The following is an 18,649-nucleotide window of genomic DNA, read 5'->3' on the forward strand; positions in this document are numbered from 1 at the left end:
GGGGCGCGCCCCGTTCATTTCCCAGCCTTGCAGGTGGCCGGAGCCAGCGCTGATGCGCCCGCACCGGCCGACCGCGAAGCACGGGACCGGAGCAAGCGCCCAAGCGTCAACTCCGGCCGACTGGAGACACTGATGACCGAAGCTTTTCTGTGTGATGCGATCCGTACGCCGATCGGGCGTTACGGCGGTGCGTTGTCCGGCGTGCGCGCCGACGACCTCGGCGCGGTGCCGCTCAAGGCGCTCGTCGAGCGTAACCGCGACGTCGACTGGACGGCGATCGACGACGTGATCTACGGCTGCGCGAACCAGGCCGGCGAGGACAACCGCAACGTCGCGCGCATGTCGGCGCTGCTTGCGGGCCTGCCGCAGGGCGTGCCGGGTTCGACGATCAACCGGCTGTGCGGCTCCGGGATGGATGCGGTCGGCGTGGCCGCACGCGCGATCAAGTCGGGCGAAGCCGCGCTGATGGTCGCCGGCGGCGTCGAGAGCATGACGCGTGCGCCGTTCGTGATGGGCAAGGCCGCGAGCGCGTTCGCGCGCCAGGCCGACATCTACGACACGACGATCGGCTGGCGTTTCATCAATCCGCTGATGAAGCAGCTGCATGGCGTCGATTCGATGCCGGAGACGGCCGAGAACGTCGCGGTCGACTACAACGTCAGCCGCGCCGACCAGGACCTGTTCGCGCTGCGCAGCCAGCAGAAGGCCGCGCGTGCGCAGCAGGACGGCACGCTCGCCGAGGAAATCGTGTCGGTCACGATTGCCCAGAAGAAGGGCGATCCGGTGATCGTGTCGCGCGACGAACATCCGCGCGAGACGTCGCTCGAAGCGCTCGCGAAGCTGAAGGGCGTCGTGCGCCCGGACGGCTCGGTGACGGCCGGCAACGCGTCGGGCGTCAACGACGGCGCCGCCGCGCTGCTGCTCGCGAACGAGGCAACCGCGAAGCGCTTCGGCCTGACGCCGCGCGCACGCGTGCTGGGTATCGCAACGGCCGGCGTCGCGCCGCGCGTGATGGGTATCGGCCCCGCGCCGGCCACTCAGAAGCTGCTCGCGCGGCTCGGCATGACGATCGACCAGTTCGACGTGATCGAGCTGAACGAAGCGTTCGCGTCGCAGGGTCTTGCGGTGCTGCGCATGCTCGGCGTCGCCGACGACGATCCTCGCGTGAACCCGAATGGCGGCGCGATCGCACTGGGCCATCCGCTCGGCGCATCGGGCGCGCGTCTCGTGACGACCGCGATGTATCAGCTGCGTCGCACGAACGGCCGCTTTGCGCTGTGCACGATGTGCATCGGCGTCGGCCAGGGCATCGCGATCGCGATCGAACGCGTCTGACCCGCGTCACGCGGCGAAGCGGCCGAATCTGCGCCGCTCGCCGTTTTCAGCACGATGCGCGGCACGAGAATCGTCTCGTGCCGCGCATTGTCGTTAACCGGCTTGCGATAGCTGCTTGAGGCGTGCGTCGAGCGCGTCGATCTCGGTGTCCGCGAACACCTCGATGCCGTGCTGGCGCAGCAACGCCGCGGTGACACCGGCGCCCGCATGGCGCCGGTTCGCGAAACTCCCGTCGTAAATGAAGGTGCTGCCACACGACGGACTGCCGTCGGCCAGGATCGCGAAGCGGCAATCGTGCGTGCGCGCGAGTGCCAGCGCGGTGTGCGCGCCGGACACGAACGGCGCCGTCACGTCGGTGCCGTTCACGTCGACGATACGTGCGGCACCCGACAACACCCGCTGCCCCGATTCACCTGCCGCGATTTCGGCGGGCGGGCGCGGCACGCTGAGGCCGCCCGCCAGTTCGGGACAGACGGGCACGAGACGCCCTTCGCGCTGCCACCGTTCGAGCGCCTCGTGCGCGGCGGTTTTCGCCGAGCCGTTGTAACGGACCGGATGACCGATCACGCACATGCTGACGAGGATCTTCGGCGCCGCTTGCGGCTGCGGTTCGTTCTGCAATTTCGCTCTCCGTGGCGGCTGACGGTCGACGGCGGTTGCGGCAAAGCGGGGCATTCGATGCTTCACCCACACGCCGATGCGTCAGGCCGCCGGCCCTTCCAGATGAATGTCTTCCGGCTCGAGCGCGTAAAGCGCCGGGTCGGGCGATGCGCTGACCGTGAAGCCGAGCCGCAGGTAGAAGTCGATCGTGCGCTGCGACGGCGTCGCCGACACGTACAGGCGCGCGGCGCCCATCTCGCGTGCCTGCCCATGGGCCGCGCGATAGAGCTGCTCGCCGAGCCCGCAGCCGCGCCAGTCGCGGCTCACATGCAGGAACTTCAACTGCAGCATGTCGCGTTGCGCGCCGAGCGGCTGGCTGTCGACGATGGCCACCGCGACGAGCCGTGCGCCGTCGAACATGCCGAGGAACCAGCCGCCGCGATCGTGGCAGTCGAGCAGGATCGGCGTGTAGTGATCGGCTTCGCCGTCGGGCCAGCCATCGACGTCGTAGAACTCCGGTACGAGATGCAGCGCACCGTCGCGCAGCACGTACAGGTGCTCGATGATTTCGCGCCGGTCGATGGTCCACACGAGCGGCACGTCGTCGCGTGCGAGCGCGCGTGCGGAAAGCTCATCGCACTCGGCGGCGGTGCGGCGCGTCATGCGGCCTCCCGGTGCGCGGCGATCGCAACCATCAGCGGCAGGCGCGGCATGCCGTCGGGCATCCAGTCGAACACGTCGGCGCGCCCGACACGCGCGGGCAGGCCCGCGAGATTGCCGAGCAGCTCGCGTTCTTCCGGAAACAGCGTCGAGCCGCCATTGCGGAAAAACGCGGCCTGATTGCCTTTATGGCGGTTATGCGCGACCGTCGCCGTATTCCAGGGCAGCCGATTCAGTTCATGCAATGCCTTTTTCATCGAATTCGAATACGGGTTGAATGGAGCAGGATAGACCGAATCGTTTCGTCGCGTGCAACGGCTGCCCGCATTAGTGCGCCGTGCGCGGGGTTGCCATGCAGCGTTTCGTGACATCCGAATAAGCGTGCGCGGTGATTATCGCCGGATTATTTGATCGAAATCATGGCAATAGCCGAATTGAATATTTTATACGCGACAGGGGTAAGGTTTTCGAACGAATTGCCGACAGTAAAGTGGAAGACCGTCGTAAAGCGATCAACCGTTTTTCGGCTACTGAGCGTGATTTCAGCGCGGCGCGGACGACAGATCCGCCTTTCGGAGCCTTGCATGCGCAATAACCAGCCCGTTACCCAACAAGAATTCGATTTTCCCGACGACGTCACGCTGATGTCGACGACCGATGCAGACAGCGTCATCACCTACGCGAACACGACGTTTGCGCAGGTAAGCGGCTTTTCGAACGAGGAACTCGTCGGCCAGCCGCACAACGTGGTGCGCCATCCGGACATGCCGCGCGAGGCGTTTGCCGACATGTGGGCGACGCTCAGGCGCGGCGAACCGTGGACCGCGCTCGTGAAGAACCGCCGCAAGAACGGCGATCACTACTGGGTGCGCGCGAACGCGATACCGGTGATGCGCAACGGCGAGCCGCAGGGCTACATGTCGGTGCGCACCAAGGCGCCGAGCGACGAGTCCGCGGCCGCCGACGCGCTGTATCGCGCGTTTCGCGAAGGCAAGCCGGGCCAGCGCCGGTTCCACAAGGGGCTGGTGATCCGCACGGGGCTGCTGCGCATCGCGTCGCTGTCGCAGACGATGTCGGTGCGTGCGCGCGTGCATTCGGCGCTGTGCGTGCTGGCGCCGGTCATCGTCGGCGCGGGCTGGGCCTGTGGGCTCACCGGTGGCGGGCTCGCGGCGTTCGCCGGCGCGACGGTCGGCGTGGCGGCGGCGGCCGGCCTGTGGCTTGACGCGCAGATCGTGCGTCCGCTGAAGCGGCTGCACGAACAGGCGCTGAACGTCGCGACCGGCGAAAGCCGGCGCGGCGTGCGGATGAACCGCGTCGACGAGATCGGCATGACGCTGCGCACAATCAACCAGCTCGGGCTGATGTTCCGCTGGCTCGTCGACGACGTCAGCGAGCAGGTGCACAACGTGCAGCGCGCGAGCAACGAGATCGCGCAGGGCAACAACGACCTGAGCGCACGCACCGAGCAGGCCGCGTCGAGCGTGCAGGAAACCGCCGCGTCGATGGCCGAGATGACGGCGACCGTCAACAGCAACGCGGAAACCGCGCTGCAGGCGAACCGGCTCGCGGGCTCGGCGAGCGATGCGGCCGGGCGCGGCGGGCAGGTGGTGAGCGAAGTCGTCACGACGATGAGCGACATCACCGCGAGCTCGCGCAAGATCGCGGACATCATCGGCGTGATCGACGGCATCGCGTTCCAGACCAACATCCTCGCGCTGAACGCGGCGGTCGAGGCCGCGCGCGCGGGCGAGCAGGGCCGCGGCTTCGCGGTGGTCGCGGGCGAGGTGCGGGCGCTCGCGCAGCGCAGCGCGAACGCGGCGAAGGAGATCAAGACGCTGATCGGCGCGAGCGTCGACCGGGTCGAGTCGGGTGTGCGGCGGGTGGACGAGGCGGGCCGGACGATGGAGGACATCGTCGCGCAGGTGAAGCGCGTGTCGGACCTGATCGCGGAGATCAGCTCGTCGACGGCCGAGCAGAGCACGGGGGTCGCGCAGGTCGATCAGGCGGTCGTGCACCTGGACAACATCACGCAGCAGAACGCGGCGCTCGTCGAGCAGAGTACGGCGGCGTCGGAGAGCCTGCAACAGCAGGCGACGCGGCTTGTCGATGCGGTGAACGTGTTCCGCTGAGCGCGGGAGAAGAGGTGACGCGGGCGCGGCGGAGAGGGGCGCCGGCCCGCGTCGGACCGCCCGGTTCCGGCCGGGCGGTCAGGGCCTGTCGCGGTCGCGGCAGGCCCTGAACCGTCAGACGGCGAGGCAGAGGTACTTGATCACGACGTAGTCGTCGATGCCGTAGTGCGAGCCTTCGCGGCCGAGGCCCGACTGCTTGACGCCGCCGAACGGCGCGACTTCGTTCGAGATCAGGCCCGTGTTCACGCCGACCATCCCGTATTCGAGCGCTTCGGCGACCTTCCACACGCGGCCGATGTCGCGGCTGAAGAAGTACGCCGCGAGACCGAACTCGGTGTCGTTCGCGAGGCGGATCACCTCGTCGTCGCTGCTGAACTTGAACAGCGGCGCGAGCGGCCCGAACGTCTCTTCCTTCGCGACCTTCATCGCCGGCGTGACGCCCGTCAGCACGGTCGGCTCGAAGAAGCCGTGGCCGAGCGCGTGGCGCTTGCCGCCCGTCACGACGGTCGCACCTTTCGCGAGCGCGTCCTCGATGTGCGCCTCGACCTTCAGCACGGCCGCTTCGTTGATCAGCGGGCCTTGCGTGACGCCCGGCTCCGTGCCGCGACCGACCTTCAACTGGCCGACCGCCGCCGCGAGCTTCTGCGCGAACTGGTCGTACACGGCTTCATGCACGTAGAAGCGGTTCGTGCACACGCACGTCTGGCCGCTGTTGCGATACTTCGACGCGATCGCGCCCTGCACGGCCGCATCGAGATCGGCGTCGTCGAACACGATGAACGGCGCGTTGCCGCCGAGCTCCAGCGACACCTTCTTGACCGTCGCCGCGCATTGCGCCATCAGCAGGCGGCCGATCGGCGTCGAGCCGGTGAACGACAGCTTGCGCACGATCGGGTTCGACGTCAGTTCGCCGCCGATCGCCTTCGGGTCGCCCGTGACGACGCTGAACACGCCGGCCGGCACGCCCGCGCGCTCGGCCAGCACGGCCATCGCGAGCGCGGAGAACGGGGTCGCCTCGGCCGGCTTCACGACGATCGGGCAGCCGGCCGCGAGTGCGGGGCCGACCTTGCGCGTGATCATCGCCGCCGGGAAATTCCACGGCGTGATCGCCGCGCACACGCCGATCGCTTCCTTCGTCACGACGATGCGCTTGTCGCTCGCCGGCGTCGGGATCGTGTCGCCGTACACGCGCTTGCCTTCCTCGGCGAACCACTCGAGGAACGACGCCGCATAGCCGATCTCGCCCTTCGCCTCGGCCAGCGACTTGCCCTGCTCGGTCGTCAGGATCAGCGCGAGGTCGTCGGCGTTTTCCATCATCAGGTCGTGCCACTTGCGCAGGATGACCGCGCGTTCCTTCGCGGTCTTCTTGCGCCACGCCGGCCATGCGGCGTTCGCGGCGTCGATCGCGTGACGTGTCTCGGCCGTGCCCATCGCCGGCACGGTGCCGAGCAGGCCGCCCGTCGCCGGGTTGCGGACCTCGAACGTCTCGCCGTTCGATGCGCCTTGCCATTCGCCGTTGACGTAGGCCTGCTGGCGGAACAGCGACGGATCTTTCAGTGCCAGGGTTTCCTGAACAGTGCTCATTTGCGTAGCCTGCTTTGAAATTGGATGACGAAACGGCCGCCGCCGTCATGACGACGGCGGCGGCGCATTCAGTGGACGGGAACTCAGGCCGGCACGCCGACCGTTTCCTTCAGCACTTCCTCGAGGATCACGAGCGCTTCGTCGAACACGGCCTCGGGAATCGTCAGCGGGAACAGGAAGCGCACGACGTTCGAGTACACGCCGCAGACGAGCAGCAGCAGGCCGCGCTCGAGCGCACGTGCCTGCACGCGCTTCGTGAATTCCGCGTCCGGCTCGCCCGAGCCCGGCTTCAGGAACTCGACCGCGATCATCGCGCCCGGGCCGCGCACGTCGGCGATCTGCGGCACGTCGGCTTGCAGCGCGCTCAGCTTCGCCTTCAGCACGTCGCCGAATTGCGTTGCACGGTCGCACAGCTTCTCTTCGTCGATGATCTCGAGCACCGCGTGCGCCGACGCAACCGCCAGCGGGTTGCCCGCGTACGTGCCGCCGAGGCCGCCGGGTGCTGCCGCGTCCATCACGTCCGCACGGCCGACGACGCCCGACAGCGGCATGCCGCCCGCGAGGCTCTTCGCCATCGTGATCAGGTCGGCCAGCACGTCGTAGTGCTGCATCGCGAACAGCTTGCCGGTACGCGCGAAGCCCGTTTGCACTTCGTCGGCGATCAGCAGGATGCCGTGTTCATTACAGATCTTGCGCAGCGCGCGCACGAATTCGGCCGGCGCCTGGTAGAAACCGCCTTCGCCCTGGACCGGTTCGAAGATGATCGCGGCGACGCGCTTCGGATCGATGTCGGCCTTGAACAGCATCTCGATCGCCTTGATCGAGTCGGCCGTCGTCACGCCGTGCAGCGCATTCGGGTACGGCGCGTGGAACACGTCGCCCGGGAACGGGCCGAAGTTCAGCTTGTACGGGGCGACCTTGCCGGTCAGCGCCATGCCCATCATCGTGCGGCCGTGGAAGCCGCCCGAGAACGCGATGACGCCCGGACGGCCGGTCGAAGCGCGTGCGATCTTGATCGCGTTCTCGACGGCTTCGGCGCCGGTCGTGAAGAACGCGGTCTTTTTCGGGAAATCGCCCGGCGCGCGTGCGTTGATCTTCTCGGCCAGCTCGACGTACGACGCGTACGGGACGATCTGGTACGCGGTGTGCGTGAAGTTGTTCAGCTGATCCGCGATCGCCTTGACGATCTTCGGGTGGCGGTGGCCCGTGTTCAGCACCGCGATGCCGGCGGCGAAATCGATGAAGCGGCGGCCTTCGACATCCCACAGTTCCGCGTTCTCGGCGCGGGCTGCGTAGAAATCGCACATCACACCGACGCCGCGCGGGGTGGCGGCGTTCTTGCGGGCCTGCAGGTCGGCATTCTTCACGGTCATCTCCTTGATGTTCTGTCCGGTGAGTAGGGAATCGGGCGCGTTGGCAGCCCATGGAGGCGACTATAATCACATTTGGCTCTGGCAATCAGAGCCATTTCAATAAATATTCAGGAGCCAATCATGCGCGCGAGCGTGTTGTCGGACTGGCTGGCGCAGCGCCTTGTGCGCGGCGGCGAACAGCCGATCTACCGGCAGCTTCACCGGCTGCTGCAACAGGCGATCCTGTCGCGCGAACTACCGGCCGGCACGCGCGTGCCGTCGTCGCGGCTGCTGGCCGCCGAGCTCGGGATCGCGCGCAATACGGTCACGCAGGTTTACGAACAGCTTGCGCTCGAAGGGTATGTGAACTCGGCCACGGGCCGCGGCACGTTCGTCGCCGACAGCGCGCCGGACGAGATCGTCGGCGCACCGCCCGACGCGGCGGCCGGCCCGGCCGTCGTGACGACGTCCGCGCGGCGGTTGTCCGCGCGCGGCACGCGGCTCGTCGAAGGCGCCGGCGTGTCGAAGCGCCAGGGCGGCGCGTTCATGCCGGGCGTGCCCGATGTGTCGCGATTTCCGGCGCGCGTGTGGACGCGGCTGCACAACAAGTACTGGCGGCGCCTGCGCCCCGACCTGCTGACCTATGCGCCGGGCGGCGGGCTCGCGCTGCTGCGCGAGGCGCTGGCCGATTACCTGCGCACGTCGCGCTCGGTGCGCTGCACGCCCGAGCAGATCGTGATCACGACCGGCATCCACCAGTCGATCGACCTGGCCGTGCGGTTGCTGACCGACCCAGGCGACGCGATCTGGACCGAGGACCCGTGCTACTGGGGCGTGCGCAGCGTGCTGAACGTGTCGGGGCTGACCACGCGGCCGATCCCGGTCGACGAGGAAGGCATCGCGCCGTCGGCCGCCGATCTCGCCGAACCGCCGAAGCTGATGCTCGTCACGCCGTCGCACCAGTATCCGCTCGGGATGGTGATGAGCCTCGCGCGGCGGCGCATGTTGCTCGAATACGCGCGCCAGCACGGCTGCTGGATCATCGAGGACGACTACGACAGCGAATTCCGCTACGGCAGCCGGCCGCTCGCATCGTTGCAGGGGCTCGACACGGCCGGGCAGGTGATCTACGTCGGCAGTTTCGGCAAGACGCTGTTCCCGGGGCTGCGGGTCGGTTACCTGGTCGCGCCGGAACCGCTCGCGGAAAGCTTCGCGACCGCGAGCGCCGAGCTGTATCGCGAAGGGCAGTTGCTGCAACAGGCCGTGCTCGCGGAATTCATCGCGGAAGGGCACTTCGTGTCGCATATCCGCAAGATGCGCACGCTGTACGGGCAGCGCCGCGAGGTGCTGCTCGATGCGGTCGCGCGCCGCTACGGCGAGTCGCTGCAGGCGCTCGGCAGCGACGCGGGGCTGCATCTCGTCACGCAATTGCCGGCCGGCGTCGACGATCGCGCGGTGGCGCAGGCCGCGCTCGAACGCAATATCGTCGTGCGGCCGCTGTCCGGTTATTACGCGGATCGCGAGCGCGCGGCGCCCGGGTTGCTGCTCGGTTATGCGTGCGTGCCGGAGGACGAGATCGCGACGGCGTTCGCGACGCTCGCCGAGGCGATCGACGAGCGGGCGTTCGGCAAGCTGGCCGCCGTCGCGTGACGGCGGCGGGCGCCGGTAACCACCCCGGCGCTCAGTACCCGATCCACACCGCGAACGTCAGCACGACGCACGACAGCGCGAGCAGCGTCAGGAACAGCGGCAGCACGAAGCGGATCCACGCGCCGAAGTCGACGCGCGCGGTCGCAAGATACGCGAGCAGCATCCCGGACGTCGGCGTGACGAGGTTCGTCAGTCCGCCGCCGAGCACGAACGCGAGCACCGACGTCTGGCCGCTCACGCCGGAAAGCTGCGCGATCGGCCCGATGATCGGCATGCTGACCGCGGCCTTGCCCGACACCGACGGGATGAACACGTCGAGCACCATCTGCACGCCCATCAGCCCGTTCGCGACCCACACCGGCGATTGCCCGTCCGCGAGCCGCGTGAAGAAGTGGATCAGCGTGTCGAGCACGAGGCTGTTCTGCAGCAGCAGCTCGACCGATGCGGCGAGCCCCATCAGCAGCGCGGCGAGCATCATGTTCTTCATCCCGTCGACGAACGCATCGGCCGCGCTGCGCGAATCGAGCCGGCCGATCACGGCCGTCGCGATGCTCACGGCTGCGTAGAACGCCGCGAGTTCGACGTTGCCCCATTTCAGTTCGCGCGTGCCGTAGATCAGCATTACGACGGCCGCGGCAAATACGACCAGCGTGGCCTTGTGGCGCAACGACAGCTTCGCGGTTGCGTGCGCGGCGGTGCCCGCCGCGGTTTGCCCCGCCCGGTAGCCGGTGTTGCGCACGTAGCGCAGCAGGTACAGGATGCCGATCGTCAGGAATACGACGAATACGGCCGCGCGCAGCGCGACGCCGCTGAACAGCGGCACGCCGACGAGCGGCTGCGCGACGGCGAGCGCGAGCGGGTTCGTGACCGACGCGATATAGCCGATCTTCGCGGCGATCGCGACGAGTGCGACCGCGAACAGGTCGGATAGCCCGAGGCGCCGCGCGATCACGACGACCATCGGGATGATCACGAGGTATTCGGAGATGAAGCCGAGCAGCGTGCTGCCGAGCCCGATCAGGATCATCAGCATCGGCGTCAGCAGGTACGCGTTGTTGCCGGTGAGCTGCAGCAGCCGGTCGATGCCGGCATCGACGACGCCCGTACGGCGCATCACGCCGAACATCCCGCCGACGAACATCACCATCACGATCAGCGGCGCGTTCTTCAGCAGGCCTTCCGGCACCGCGACGAACGCGGACACGAGGCTCGCCGGCAACGCATGCGCGGACGTGCTGTGGCTGACGGCCGGCGCGACGAGCGTCGCGAGCGCGGTCGTCTTCGGCACCACCTGGTAGGTGCCCGGCACGACGAGCCGGCCGTTGCGCGCGAAGTGGCCGGAGTCGACGATCCACGTGAGCGCGATCGCGGCAGCCAGTACCCACAGCATCATCACGACCGGGTGCAGCATCTTGCCGTGCGGATGCGGCGCGTGGCCGGCGCCCGCCGTTGGATCGTCGGGCGTGAGCGCGGGGGTGTCGGCGCCGTGCGCGCCGGCCGGGTTCGGGGAAGAGGCGGACATCGGATCCTCGTCGAAGAAGGAGCGGGCCGTCAGGCCGGTTGCAGCGCGGCGCGCGCCGGGACGTAGCCGAGTTCGGCGGAAATGGCGTGGCTGCACGCCTGCAGGCGTTCGAGATAGTCGGGAATGTCGGCGTGGCTCACGCGTACCTCGGGGCCCGTCACGCTGACCGACGCGACCGTCGCACCCGTCAGGTCGCGCACCGGCACCGCGATCCCCACCGCGCCGGGTGTCACTTCGCCGCTGCTGACCGCATAGCCCTTGCGCGCGACCGCGTCGAGTTCGCCGGCGAGTTTCGGCTGATCGTCGGCCTGCCCGGTCCTGCGCAGTTGCACGAAATACTCGTCGCGCACCGCATCGGGCGCGAACGCGAGCAGCACCTTGCCCGATGCGCCGAAATTGATCGGCCGGCGGTTGCCGACCGAGCCGACGGTGCGCACCGCATGCGTCGTTTCGCAACGCGCGACGCACACCGATTCGAGCCCTTCGCGCACGCGCAGCACGACGGTTTCGTTGATCGCCTGGTTGAGCGCGAGCATGTGCCGGTGCGCGGCGCGCACCAGCGCGTTCTGCTGCGATGCGGCCACGCCGATCACGAACGCCTGCGGGCCGAGCGCATAGGTGGACGTGCGTGGGTCCTGCACGACGAAGCGGTGCAGTTCGAGCGTGCACAGCATCCGGTAGGTACGCGACTTGTTGATGCCGAGTTGCGACGCGAGCTCGGTCACGCCGAGGTGCGGATGCTCGGCCACATAGGTCAGCAGCTTCAGCGCGCTGTCGACGGCGTCGACGATGTAGGTCGTCATGCGGTATCTCCCGGCGCCGCGACGCGCGCGCGGACGTAATCGGCGAGCGCATCGAGATACGCGTCGACCGAGCGCTTCAGCGCGACGAAGCCCGCGTGTTTCGCGAACGCGGCTTCGTCCATGTAGAGCGCGCGGTTGAATTCGATCTGGATGCTGTGGCGCTGCCGTGCCGGATCGGCGAGCGCGGTCAGCAGGTCGCCGCCCTGGTACGGGTCGTTGATCTGCACGCGGTAGCCGGCGTCGGCGAACCATTGCGCGGTCCACGCGGTGAAGGCCGGGTCGGCGGTCGTACCGCGCCGGTCGCTGACGACGACGTCCGGCCGCAACGCGCCCGCGTCGACGTTCATCGCATTGCCGCGCGACTTCATCGAATGGCAGTCGATGTGCCACAGCGCGCGATGCGCGGCATGCAGCGGCTCGGCGATGCCTGCGAGCGCGCGGCGGTACGGCCGGTAGTACGCATCGATCCGGTGATGCACTTCGGCGAGCGACAGCTTGCGGTCGTACAGCGGCACGCCGGGCAGCGCGTCGCGCCGGATCAGCCCCATCCCGCGCTGCGTGTACGGCTGTGGCGAAAGCGGCTCGGGCCACGGCTCGGCGAGCAGCGTCGCGTCGATATCGGTTTCCGCGCGGTTCGGATCGATGTACGCACGCGGAAACGTCGCGCCGAGCAGCGTGCCGCCGCGCGCGGGGGCGCCGGCCCACAGTTCGTCGATGTACGCATCCCACGTGGTGCGGATCGCGTTGTCGGGCGCGACGGTGGAGAAGTCGCGCGGATACGCGATGCCGCTGTGCGGCGAATCGACGACGATCGGCAGCGCGGGCACCGTCGGCGCTGCGACGAAATACGCGGGCGATTCGCCGTCGGTCGCGTTGTTGCAATTAAACGTCAGCATGGGGATCAGGTTCTTTACCTAGTGTCTCGAAGCGTTTTGCTCGTTCGTTTTAATCATTAAAACAGCGTATCAATATTTCACAACGGCAGAAAATTGCGGTCAAGGGCTTTTTTCGACGCGGGCATTACGCGCCGTGATCGGCTTGTAATGCCCGCCGTTATTGGGTTTGTTTCATTCTTCGAAACGCACTGCGAGCAAGGCCGTTTCGACTCCCTCGAGCGATTTTTGGCATGGCTTGACGCTTCAAATCGCCGAATTCGACAATAAATAAGACGATGTTTTATTCAATAAAACGCGTTGCGGGCGAAATAAATCGCTCCCCATATTCAATCGACAAAAGGGGTCGGAGATGAAGCGGAAAGAGATGGCGGTCGCGCTGGCAGGCGTTGCAATCGCGGCGGGTGCGGCGCACGCGCAGGCGCAGTCGAGTGTGACGCTGTATGGCGTCGTCGATTCGGGGATCACGTACACGAACAACCAGAACGGGCATGCCGCATGGCAGGCGACTGGCGGCAACGAGCAGGGCACGCGCTGGGGGCTGCTCGGCAAGGAAGAACTCGGCGGCGGCACGCGCGCGGTGTTCCGGCTCGAGAACGGCTTCAACATCGAGAGCGGCGCCGCGAGCCAGGGCGGCCGGATCTTCGGGCGCCGCGCGTACGTCGGGCTGGAAAACGACCGCTGGGGCACGCTGACGATGGGCCGCCAGTACAACGCGGCGCAGGAAGTGCTGGAGCCGCTGCAGATCGGCGCGACCACCGCGCTCACGCAGTACGCGCTGCATCCGTTCGACACCGACGACCTGAACAACACGTTCCGCACCAACAACTCGGTGCAATACCAGACGCCCACGTGGTACGGGCTGCGCGCGGTCGGCCTGTACGGTTTCTCGAATTCGACGTCGTTCGCGGAAAACCGTGTGTGGAGCCTCGGCGCGAGCTACGAGAACGGGCCGCTGCAACTCGGCGCGGCGTATGTGCGCGTCGATCATCCGGCACTCGATACCACCGGCGCGGCGGCGTCCGACAACTACTACACGTTCATCAAGGGCGTGACGCACCAGCAGATCTGGGGCGCGGGCGGCGCGTATGCATGGGGCGCCGCGACGTTCGGGCTGCTGTACACCAGCTCGCTGTTCAACCTGCAGACGGGCGGTGCGCTGCGCTTCAACAACTACGAAGGCAGCGTGCGCTACCTGATGACGCCCGCGCTGCAGTTCGCGCTCGGCGAAACCTACACGCAGGTGCTCGCGTCGCAGGGGCCGAAGCCGAGTTCGCACTACCTGCAGACGAGCGTCGGCGCGCAGTATTTCCTGTCGAAGCGCACCGATATCTACGTGAATGCGTTCTACCAGCGCGCGTCGTCGAACACGGTCGCCGCGATCGAAGGGATCTCGAATCCGTCGAGCACGCGTACGCAGATCGTCGCGGTGACGGGCATCCGCCACAAGTTCTGACGCGGCACGCCGCGGGCGCGCGTGCGGCTCACAGCCGGATCAGCGCCGCGCCCGCGACCACCAGCGCGCACGCGGCGAGCCGCTGCGCGCCGGGCCGCTCGCGCATCACGAACCAGCCGATCGCGACCGCGAAGATCGAGCTCGTTTCGCGCAGCGCCGACACGGTCGCGACCGGCAGGTGCCGGTACGCGAGGATCACGATCCCGTATGCGGCGAGCGAGATCGTGCCGGCGATCGCGCCCTGCCGCAGCGCCGTGCGCGAGCCGAGCACCGCGCGCGGGCCGCCGCGCATCGCGCACACAAGCACGAGCTGCGGCACGCTCCACAGCAGGTACACCCACGCGATGTAGCCGAGCGCGCTGCCGGACACGCGCGAGCCGATCCCGTCGCAGATCGAGTACGCGGCGATGAACACGCCCGTGAGCAGCGCATACGGCACGCCTTCCCCCGAGAACCTGAAGCCGCGCCGCAGCGCGAGCGACATGATGCCGAACGACACGAGCGCGATGCCCGCGAACCCGAACGGCGTCGGCTGCTCGTGCAGCATCGCGAACGCGAGCACCGACACGAGCAGCGGCGAGATTCCGCGCGCGATCGGATAGATCTGCCCGAACTCGCCGTTGCGGTAAGCGCGCGCGAGCGTGAAGCAGTACGCGACCTCCAGGGCGGCCGACGCGGCGATGTACGGCCACGCGGCGGGCGCCGGCGCGGGCAGCAGCGCGGCACCGGCGATGCCGAACGCGAGATACGGCAGCGACATCGTGCCGAGCTGGACGAGCCGGTCTTCGCTGACGTGGAGGAACGCATTCCAGATGGCGTGCAGCAGCGCGGAGCACAGCACGAGGCCGATGAACAGGTGATCCATGAACGAAGGTGTAGGCAGGGCGGGAGAGGCAGGCGGCGTCAATTATGTGGGTATCGGGCGCGTTCGCGCGGAATTGTCGATAATGGAACGTTGTTATTCACCGGATGCCGACGATGACCGATGCCACCCAAGCCCAGCCTGCCGTTCCGCGCCTCACGAGCCTGTCGCACGGGGGCGGCTGCGGCTGCAAGATCGCGCCGGGCGTGCTGTCCGAGCTGCTGAAGCGCGCGACGCCGCCCGCGCTGTTCCCTGATCTGCTGGTCGGCACCGAGACGTCCGACGACGCGGCCGTCTACCGGCTCAACGACGAGCAGGCGATCGTCGCGACGACCGACTTCTTCATGCCGATCGTCGACGATCCGTTCGACTTCGGCCGTATCGCGGCGACCAACGCGCTGTCCGACGTCTATGCGATGGGCGGCAAGCCGATCCTCGCGCTCGCGCTGGTCGGCATGCCGATCAACGTGCTGCCGCACGAGACGATCGCGGCCGTGCTGCGCGGCGGCGAAGCGGTGTGCGCGGACGCCGGCATTCCGGTCGCGGGCGGCCATTCGATCGATTCGGTTGAGCCGATCTACGGGCTCGCCGCGATCGGCGTCGTGCATCCGTCGCGCGTGAAGCGCAACGCGGCCGCGCGCGCGGGCGACGTGCTCGTGCTCGGTAAGCCGCTCGGCGTCGGCGTGCTGTCGGCCGCGCTGAAAAAGAGCCAGCTCGACGCCGCGGGTTACGCGCAGATGATCGCGACGACCACCAAGCTGAACCGGCCGGGCACCGCGCTCGCCGCGTTGCCGGGCGTGCACGCGCTGACCGACGTCACGGGCTTCGGGCTGCTCGGCCATACGCTCGAACTGGCGCGCGGCGCGCATCTCACCGCACGCGTGCACTATGCGTCGCTGCCGTGGCTCGCGGGCGTCGAGGCGTTCGTCGCCGACGGCGTGTTCACCGGCGCGTCGGGTCGCAACTGGGCCGCGTACGGCACCGATGTGCGGCTGGCCGACGGGCTGCCGCCTGTCGCGCAGGCGCTGCTGACCGATCCGCAGACGTCGGGCGGCCTGCTGGTCGCGTGTGCGCCGGAAGCGGTCGACGAAGTCCTCGCGTGCTTCCGCGCCGATGGTTTCGACCGCGCGGCCGTGATCGGCGAGATGGTGGACGGGCCCGCGCGCGTGGACGTCGCCTGACGCGGAATTTCCTCACGGGATCAATTTGCGGTCGCTAGAATCGATGCGTTCCCTCGAACGCATCGACGACCGATGAACGACTTCCTGTTCGGGCTGATGATCGCGCTGTCGGTCGGGCCCGTCGCACTGATGATCGCGAACTACGGCATGCGCGCCGGCACCGCCACCGGCGTGCGCGCGGCGGCGGGCGTCGCCGCTGCCGACGGCTGTTATGCGGTCGTCGCGTTCACGATCGGCGCGATGCTCGCGAGCACGCTCGCGTCGCACCTGTCTTTGTTCCGCGTCGTCGGCGCGCTCGTGTTGCTCGCCATGGGCGCACGGATGCTGTGGCAGGCGCTGCGGGATCGGCGCCGCACGCTCGATGGCGATGCGCCGCCGCCGGGCAACCGCCCGTTCACGTCGATGTTCTTTGTCACGCTCGCGAATCCGCTCACCATCCTGCTGTTCTATGGCTACGCGACGGCTGCCGCCGGCGCGCATCGGCACTGGCTGCTGGGCGCCGCGTGCGTGTTTGCCGGCAGCCTCACGGGGCAGCTCGTGTTCGCGTTCGGCGGCAGTGCGATCGGGCGCGTCGTGAAGTCGCCCGGGTGGCTCGCGGCGAGCCATGTGGTCGCCGCGCTGGTCGTGCTCGGTTATGGGGTGGCGGGGCTCGCGCGCGTGTAGTGGATCGGCAGTTGGCCGGTGCGGAAGGGTGTGACGATCGGCGGCCTGTCGGCGGGCATTCGTTTTTGCCAACCGGATAGCATTCCTGATGGTTGTCATGCGGCGCGATGGCGCGATGGCGCGAATCCGCGGCGACTCACCGCGTTACGCAACACGCGCGCCGTCGCACGAAACAACCGCAGCCGTTTCGTAGCCGGGTTCCGCATCGCGCATGCCCGTTCTATACTCCCTCGCGCAGTCTCCGAGAGCCGTTCTCACCCAACATCATCGAAACAAGGAACGCCGATGCTGACTCGCTCCATTCTTTCCGCCGCCGCATTCTCGCTTGCGGCCTGTGCGACCGCGCCGTCGATCGCGCAGGACAACCAGGGCAACAACGCAGGCAACAATGCATTCGCCGAGACCGGTGCACAGGGCCGCCCGGTCAAGGTCATGATCATCACGATGTTCGGTCCGGAGGGCCAGGCCTGGCTCGACCGGCTCGGCCCGTGGCGCGACATCACCGTGCCTGGCCTGTCGCCCGACTATCCGGCCGTTCACTGCAACAAGCAGGACGTGTGCGTCGTGACGACCGGCATGGGCTACGCGAACGCGACCGCGACGATCATGGCGCTCACGTTCTCGCAGCGCTTCGATCTGCGCCGCACGTATTTCCTGGTCTCCGGCATTGCGGGCGTCGACCCCGCGCAAGGCACGGTCGGGTCGGCCGCGTGGTCGAAGTACCTCGTCGATTTCAGTCTGCAGTGGGAACTCGATGCACGCGAGATTCCGGCTGGCTGGAATACGGGCTATCTCGGCATCAACACGAAGAGCCCGAACGACAAGCCGCCGCTCGACTACCGCACCGAAGTGTTCCAGCTGAACCCGCAACTGACCGACGCCGCATACGCGCTGTCGCGCAACGTCGTGCTCGCCGACAGTGCACAGGCGCAGGCCGCGCGCGCGAAGTTCACGTATGCGCCGGCGAACCGGCCGCCGACGGTGATCCAGTGCGACACGTCATCGGGCAACACGTGGTTCTCGGGCACGTTGATCGGCGAGCGCGCGCGCCAGTGGACCAAGATCCTGACGGACGGCAAGGGCACCTACTGCATGACCGCGCAGGAAGACAACGCGACGTATGAAGCGCTCAAGCGCGCGGCGAGCGTGAAGCGGGTCGACCTGTCGCGCGTCGCGGTGCTGCGCACCGGGTCCGATTTCGACCGGCCGTATGCGGGGCAGACGAGCGCCGACAACCTGCTGAACTACGCGGACCAGGGCGGCTTCGCCCCGGCGACCGAAAACCTGTACCGCGCGGGCAATCCGCTCGTGCAGGACATCGTGACGCACTGGGGCGAATGGCGCGACGGCGTGCCGCGCAGGTAATGGCCGGACGGATGACTCAGCCGGCGCTCAATGCGAGTGCGGGGCCGAACGGAACGGCGTCCACACGGGTGTGGTGTCGTCCCAGTGATCGAGCGGCGAAGGAAGTGGGTCGTTCATCATGTGCTCCTGCAACTAACTGACTTAACGAGTCGTCGATGGGTGTGTCGCGACGCCGCGCACGGGCAATCCGCTGCGCGGCGTTGCGCGTTTACCGGCCTCCGCCGGCGAGCTGGTTGCTTTCCTGCATCGGGCGATACGGGCCTTGTGCGAGCTCAAGCCCTTGCGGATACGAGTTGGCCTTGCGCAGGTACGCGAGCGTGCCGTCGCGGCGAGCCTGTTCGACTTCCGCGCTGACCTCGGCGCGGGTGCGCGGGCCGTAGTGCTGCGAGTACCACGACGTGTTGCCGTAGTCGCCGGCATGCGGGGTGCCCGAATCGGCGAAGGCCGGTGCGGATACGGCGAGTGCGAGGGCCAGGGCGGAGAGAAGGTGGCGGCGGTTCATGACGTAACTCCTGTCTGTCGGAGTTGGCGCTTCAGCGCTTTCTCCGGTCCCATTCAGCGGGATCTGTTCGATGCGCAACGAGGTGCGCGACA

Annotated in this window: 16 protein-coding genes and 1 pseudogene; 7 read left to right on the forward strand and 10 right to left on the reverse strand. The window is 67.9% G+C overall.

Going from position 1 to position 18,649, the window contains the following annotated elements; genetic code table 11:
* Positions 1 to 132: 132 nt before the first annotated feature.
* Complete coding sequence (gene pcaF / locus H3H55_RS18535) at positions 133 to 1,335, forward strand: 3-oxoadipyl-CoA thiolase (protein ID WP_193099702.1); 1,203 nt, start codon at positions 133 to 135, stop codon at positions 1,333 to 1,335.
* 93 nt (positions 1,336 to 1,428) lie between these two features.
* Here pcaF and H3H55_RS18540 read toward each other — a convergent pair whose 3' ends face one another.
* The 3 genes and pseudogenes from H3H55_RS18540 to H3H55_RS18550 all read right to left on the reverse strand — a co-directional run.
* Positions 1,429 to 1,956 (reverse strand): DUF523 domain-containing protein, encoded by a 528-nt coding sequence (locus tag H3H55_RS18540; protein ID WP_193099703.1) that lies wholly within the window; start codon positions 1,954 to 1,956, stop codon positions 1,429 to 1,431.
* An 81-nt stretch (positions 1,957 to 2,037) separates the two neighbouring features.
* Entirely contained in the window at positions 2,038 to 2,598 is a 561-nt protein-coding gene (locus tag H3H55_RS18545) for a GNAT family N-acetyltransferase (RefSeq protein WP_193099704.1), read from the reverse strand.
* A gap of 41 nt (positions 2,599 to 2,639) precedes the next feature.
* Positions 2,640 to 2,852: pseudogene (locus H3H55_RS18550) on the reverse strand (SAM-dependent methyltransferase); the annotation flags it as partial.
* A 327-nt stretch (positions 2,853 to 3,179) separates the two neighbouring features.
* Between H3H55_RS18550 and H3H55_RS18555 the strand changes: the two are divergent.
* Entirely contained in the window at positions 3,180 to 4,724 is a 1,545-nt protein-coding gene (locus H3H55_RS18555) for a PAS domain-containing methyl-accepting chemotaxis protein (protein ID WP_048245902.1), read from the forward strand.
* A 114-nt stretch (positions 4,725 to 4,838) separates the two neighbouring features.
* On the opposite strand, the gene gabD is transcribed toward H3H55_RS18555, so the two are convergent.
* Together gabD and H3H55_RS18565 are read right to left on the reverse strand one after the other, a co-directional pair.
* Positions 4,839 to 6,308 (reverse strand): NADP-dependent succinate-semialdehyde dehydrogenase, encoded by a 1,470-nt coding sequence (gene gabD / locus H3H55_RS18560; protein WP_048245901.1) that lies wholly within the window; start codon positions 6,306 to 6,308, stop codon positions 4,839 to 4,841.
* An 83-nt stretch (positions 6,309 to 6,391) separates the two neighbouring features.
* The gene (locus tag H3H55_RS18565; protein ID WP_193099705.1) at positions 6,392 to 7,681 is read right to left on the reverse strand and encodes a 4-aminobutyrate--2-oxoglutarate transaminase; all 1,290 of its coding nucleotides are present in this window, start codon (positions 7,679 to 7,681) and stop codon (positions 6,392 to 6,394) included.
* 120 nt (positions 7,682 to 7,801) lie between these two features.
* Between H3H55_RS18565 and H3H55_RS18570 the strand changes: the two genes are divergently transcribed.
* On the forward strand, positions 7,802 to 9,310 hold the full coding sequence (locus tag H3H55_RS18570; protein ID WP_193099706.1) for a PLP-dependent aminotransferase family protein: 1,509 nt from the start codon (positions 7,802 to 7,804) through the stop codon (positions 9,308 to 9,310).
* A gap of 31 nt (positions 9,311 to 9,341) precedes the next feature.
* On the opposite strand, the gene H3H55_RS18575 is transcribed toward H3H55_RS18570, so the two are convergent.
* The 3 genes from H3H55_RS18575 to H3H55_RS18585 are packed head-to-tail and all read right to left on the reverse strand — an operon-like array spanning position 9,342 to position 12,531.
* Positions 9,342 to 10,832: a YfcC family protein gene (locus H3H55_RS18575; protein WP_193099707.1), complete on the reverse strand. Its 1,491-nt coding sequence runs from the start codon at positions 10,830 to 10,832 to the stop codon at positions 9,342 to 9,344.
* Between the two features lie 29 nt (positions 10,833 to 10,861).
* Positions 10,862 to 11,635, reverse strand: a complete 774-nt coding sequence (locus tag H3H55_RS18580; protein WP_129515867.1) for an IclR family transcriptional regulator — start codon at positions 11,633 to 11,635, stop codon at positions 10,862 to 10,864.
* Positions 11,632 to 12,531 carry an N-formylglutamate amidohydrolase gene (locus H3H55_RS18585; RefSeq protein WP_193099708.1) on the reverse strand — a complete coding sequence of 300 codons (900 nt, stop codon included), beginning with the start codon at positions 12,529 to 12,531 and terminating at the stop codon, positions 11,632 to 11,634. The genes H3H55_RS18580 and H3H55_RS18585 overlap by 4 nt, the downstream gene beginning before the upstream one ends.
* Positions 12,532 to 12,880: 349 nt before the next feature.
* On the opposite strand from H3H55_RS18585, the gene H3H55_RS18590 reads away from it, so the two are divergent.
* Positions 12,881 to 13,984, forward strand: coding sequence for a porin (locus H3H55_RS18590; protein ID WP_193099709.1), 1,104 nt, complete (start codon positions 12,881 to 12,883; stop codon positions 13,982 to 13,984).
* A 28-nt stretch (positions 13,985 to 14,012) separates the two neighbouring features.
* On the opposite strand, the gene H3H55_RS18595 is transcribed toward H3H55_RS18590, so the two are convergent.
* Positions 14,013 to 14,849, reverse strand: a complete 837-nt coding sequence (locus H3H55_RS18595; protein ID WP_193099710.1) for a DMT family transporter — start codon at positions 14,847 to 14,849, stop codon at positions 14,013 to 14,015.
* A gap of 113 nt (positions 14,850 to 14,962) precedes the next feature.
* Here H3H55_RS18595 and selD point away from each other — a divergent pair, with 113 nt between their 5' ends.
* The 3 genes from selD to H3H55_RS18610 all read left to right on the forward strand — a co-directional run bounded on the left by selD (position 14,963) and on the right by H3H55_RS18610 (position 18,055).
* On the forward strand, positions 14,963 to 16,027 hold the full coding sequence (selD, locus tag H3H55_RS18600) for a selenide, water dikinase SelD (protein WP_129515863.1): 1,065 nt from the start codon (positions 14,963 to 14,965) through the stop codon (positions 16,025 to 16,027).
* Between the two features lie 72 nt (positions 16,028 to 16,099).
* Positions 16,100 to 16,690 (forward strand): LysE family translocator, encoded by a 591-nt coding sequence (locus tag H3H55_RS18605; RefSeq protein WP_193099711.1) that lies wholly within the window; start codon positions 16,100 to 16,102, stop codon positions 16,688 to 16,690.
* A gap of 285 nt (positions 16,691 to 16,975) precedes the next feature.
* The gene (locus H3H55_RS18610; protein WP_048245889.1) at positions 16,976 to 18,055 is read left to right on the forward strand and encodes a purine-nucleoside phosphorylase; all 1,080 of its coding nucleotides are present in this window, start codon (positions 16,976 to 16,978) and stop codon (positions 18,053 to 18,055) included.
* Between the two features lie 208 nt (positions 18,056 to 18,263).
* On the opposite strand, the gene H3H55_RS18615 is transcribed toward H3H55_RS18610, so the two are convergent.
* Positions 18,264 to 18,557, reverse strand: coding sequence for a DUF4148 domain-containing protein (locus H3H55_RS18615; protein WP_193099712.1), 294 nt, complete (start codon positions 18,555 to 18,557; stop codon positions 18,264 to 18,266).
* Positions 18,558 to 18,649: the final 92 nt, after the last annotated feature.

Origin of the sequence: Burkholderia sp. Z1, assembly GCF_014893795.1 — a bacterium.
Taxonomy (GTDB): domain Bacteria; phylum Pseudomonadota; class Gammaproteobacteria; order Burkholderiales; family Burkholderiaceae; genus Burkholderia; species Burkholderia theae.

Excerpts from the sequence above, each read along its gene's own strand:
- H3H55_RS18605 (WP_193099711.1), top strand. The coding sequence starts at position 16,100 with ATGAACGACTTCCTGTTCGGGCTGATGATCGCGCTGTCGGTCGGGCCC.
- H3H55_RS18575 (WP_193099707.1), bottom strand. The coding sequence starts at position 10,832 with ATGTCCGCCTCTTCCCCGAACCCGGCCGGCGCGCACGGCGCCGACACC.
- H3H55_RS18580 (WP_129515867.1), bottom strand. The coding sequence starts at position 11,635 with ATGACGACCTACATCGTCGACGCCGTCGACAGCGCGCTGAAGCTGCTG.
- selD (WP_129515863.1), top strand. The coding sequence starts at position 14,963 with ATGACCGATGCCACCCAAGCCCAGCCTGCCGTTCCGCGCCTCACGAGC.
- H3H55_RS18610 (WP_048245889.1), top strand. The coding sequence starts at position 16,976 with ATGCTGACTCGCTCCATTCTTTCCGCCGCCGCATTCTCGCTTGCGGCC.
- H3H55_RS18570 (WP_193099706.1), top strand. The coding sequence starts at position 7,802 with ATGCGCGCGAGCGTGTTGTCGGACTGGCTGGCGCAGCGCCTTGTGCGC.
- H3H55_RS18555 (WP_048245902.1), top strand. The coding sequence starts at position 3,180 with ATGCGCAATAACCAGCCCGTTACCCAACAAGAATTCGATTTTCCCGAC.
- H3H55_RS18595 (WP_193099710.1), bottom strand. The coding sequence starts at position 14,849 with ATGGATCACCTGTTCATCGGCCTCGTGCTGTGCTCCGCGCTGCTGCAC.
- H3H55_RS18545 (WP_193099704.1), bottom strand. The coding sequence starts at position 2,598 with ATGACGCGCCGCACCGCCGCCGAGTGCGATGAGCTTTCCGCACGCGCG.
- pcaF (WP_193099702.1), top strand. The coding sequence starts at position 133 with ATGACCGAAGCTTTTCTGTGTGATGCGATCCGTACGCCGATCGGGCGT.
- H3H55_RS18585 (WP_193099708.1), bottom strand. The coding sequence starts at position 12,531 with ATGCTGACGTTTAATTGCAACAACGCGACCGACGGCGAATCGCCCGCG.
- H3H55_RS18615 (WP_193099712.1), bottom strand. The coding sequence starts at position 18,557 with ATGAACCGCCGCCACCTTCTCTCCGCCCTGGCCCTCGCACTCGCCGTA.
- gabD (WP_048245901.1), bottom strand. The coding sequence starts at position 6,308 with ATGAGCACTGTTCAGGAAACCCTGGCACTGAAAGATCCGTCGCTGTTC.
- H3H55_RS18590 (WP_193099709.1), top strand. The coding sequence starts at position 12,881 with ATGAAGCGGAAAGAGATGGCGGTCGCGCTGGCAGGCGTTGCAATCGCG.
- H3H55_RS18565 (WP_193099705.1), bottom strand. The coding sequence starts at position 7,681 with ATGACCGTGAAGAATGCCGACCTGCAGGCCCGCAAGAACGCCGCCACC.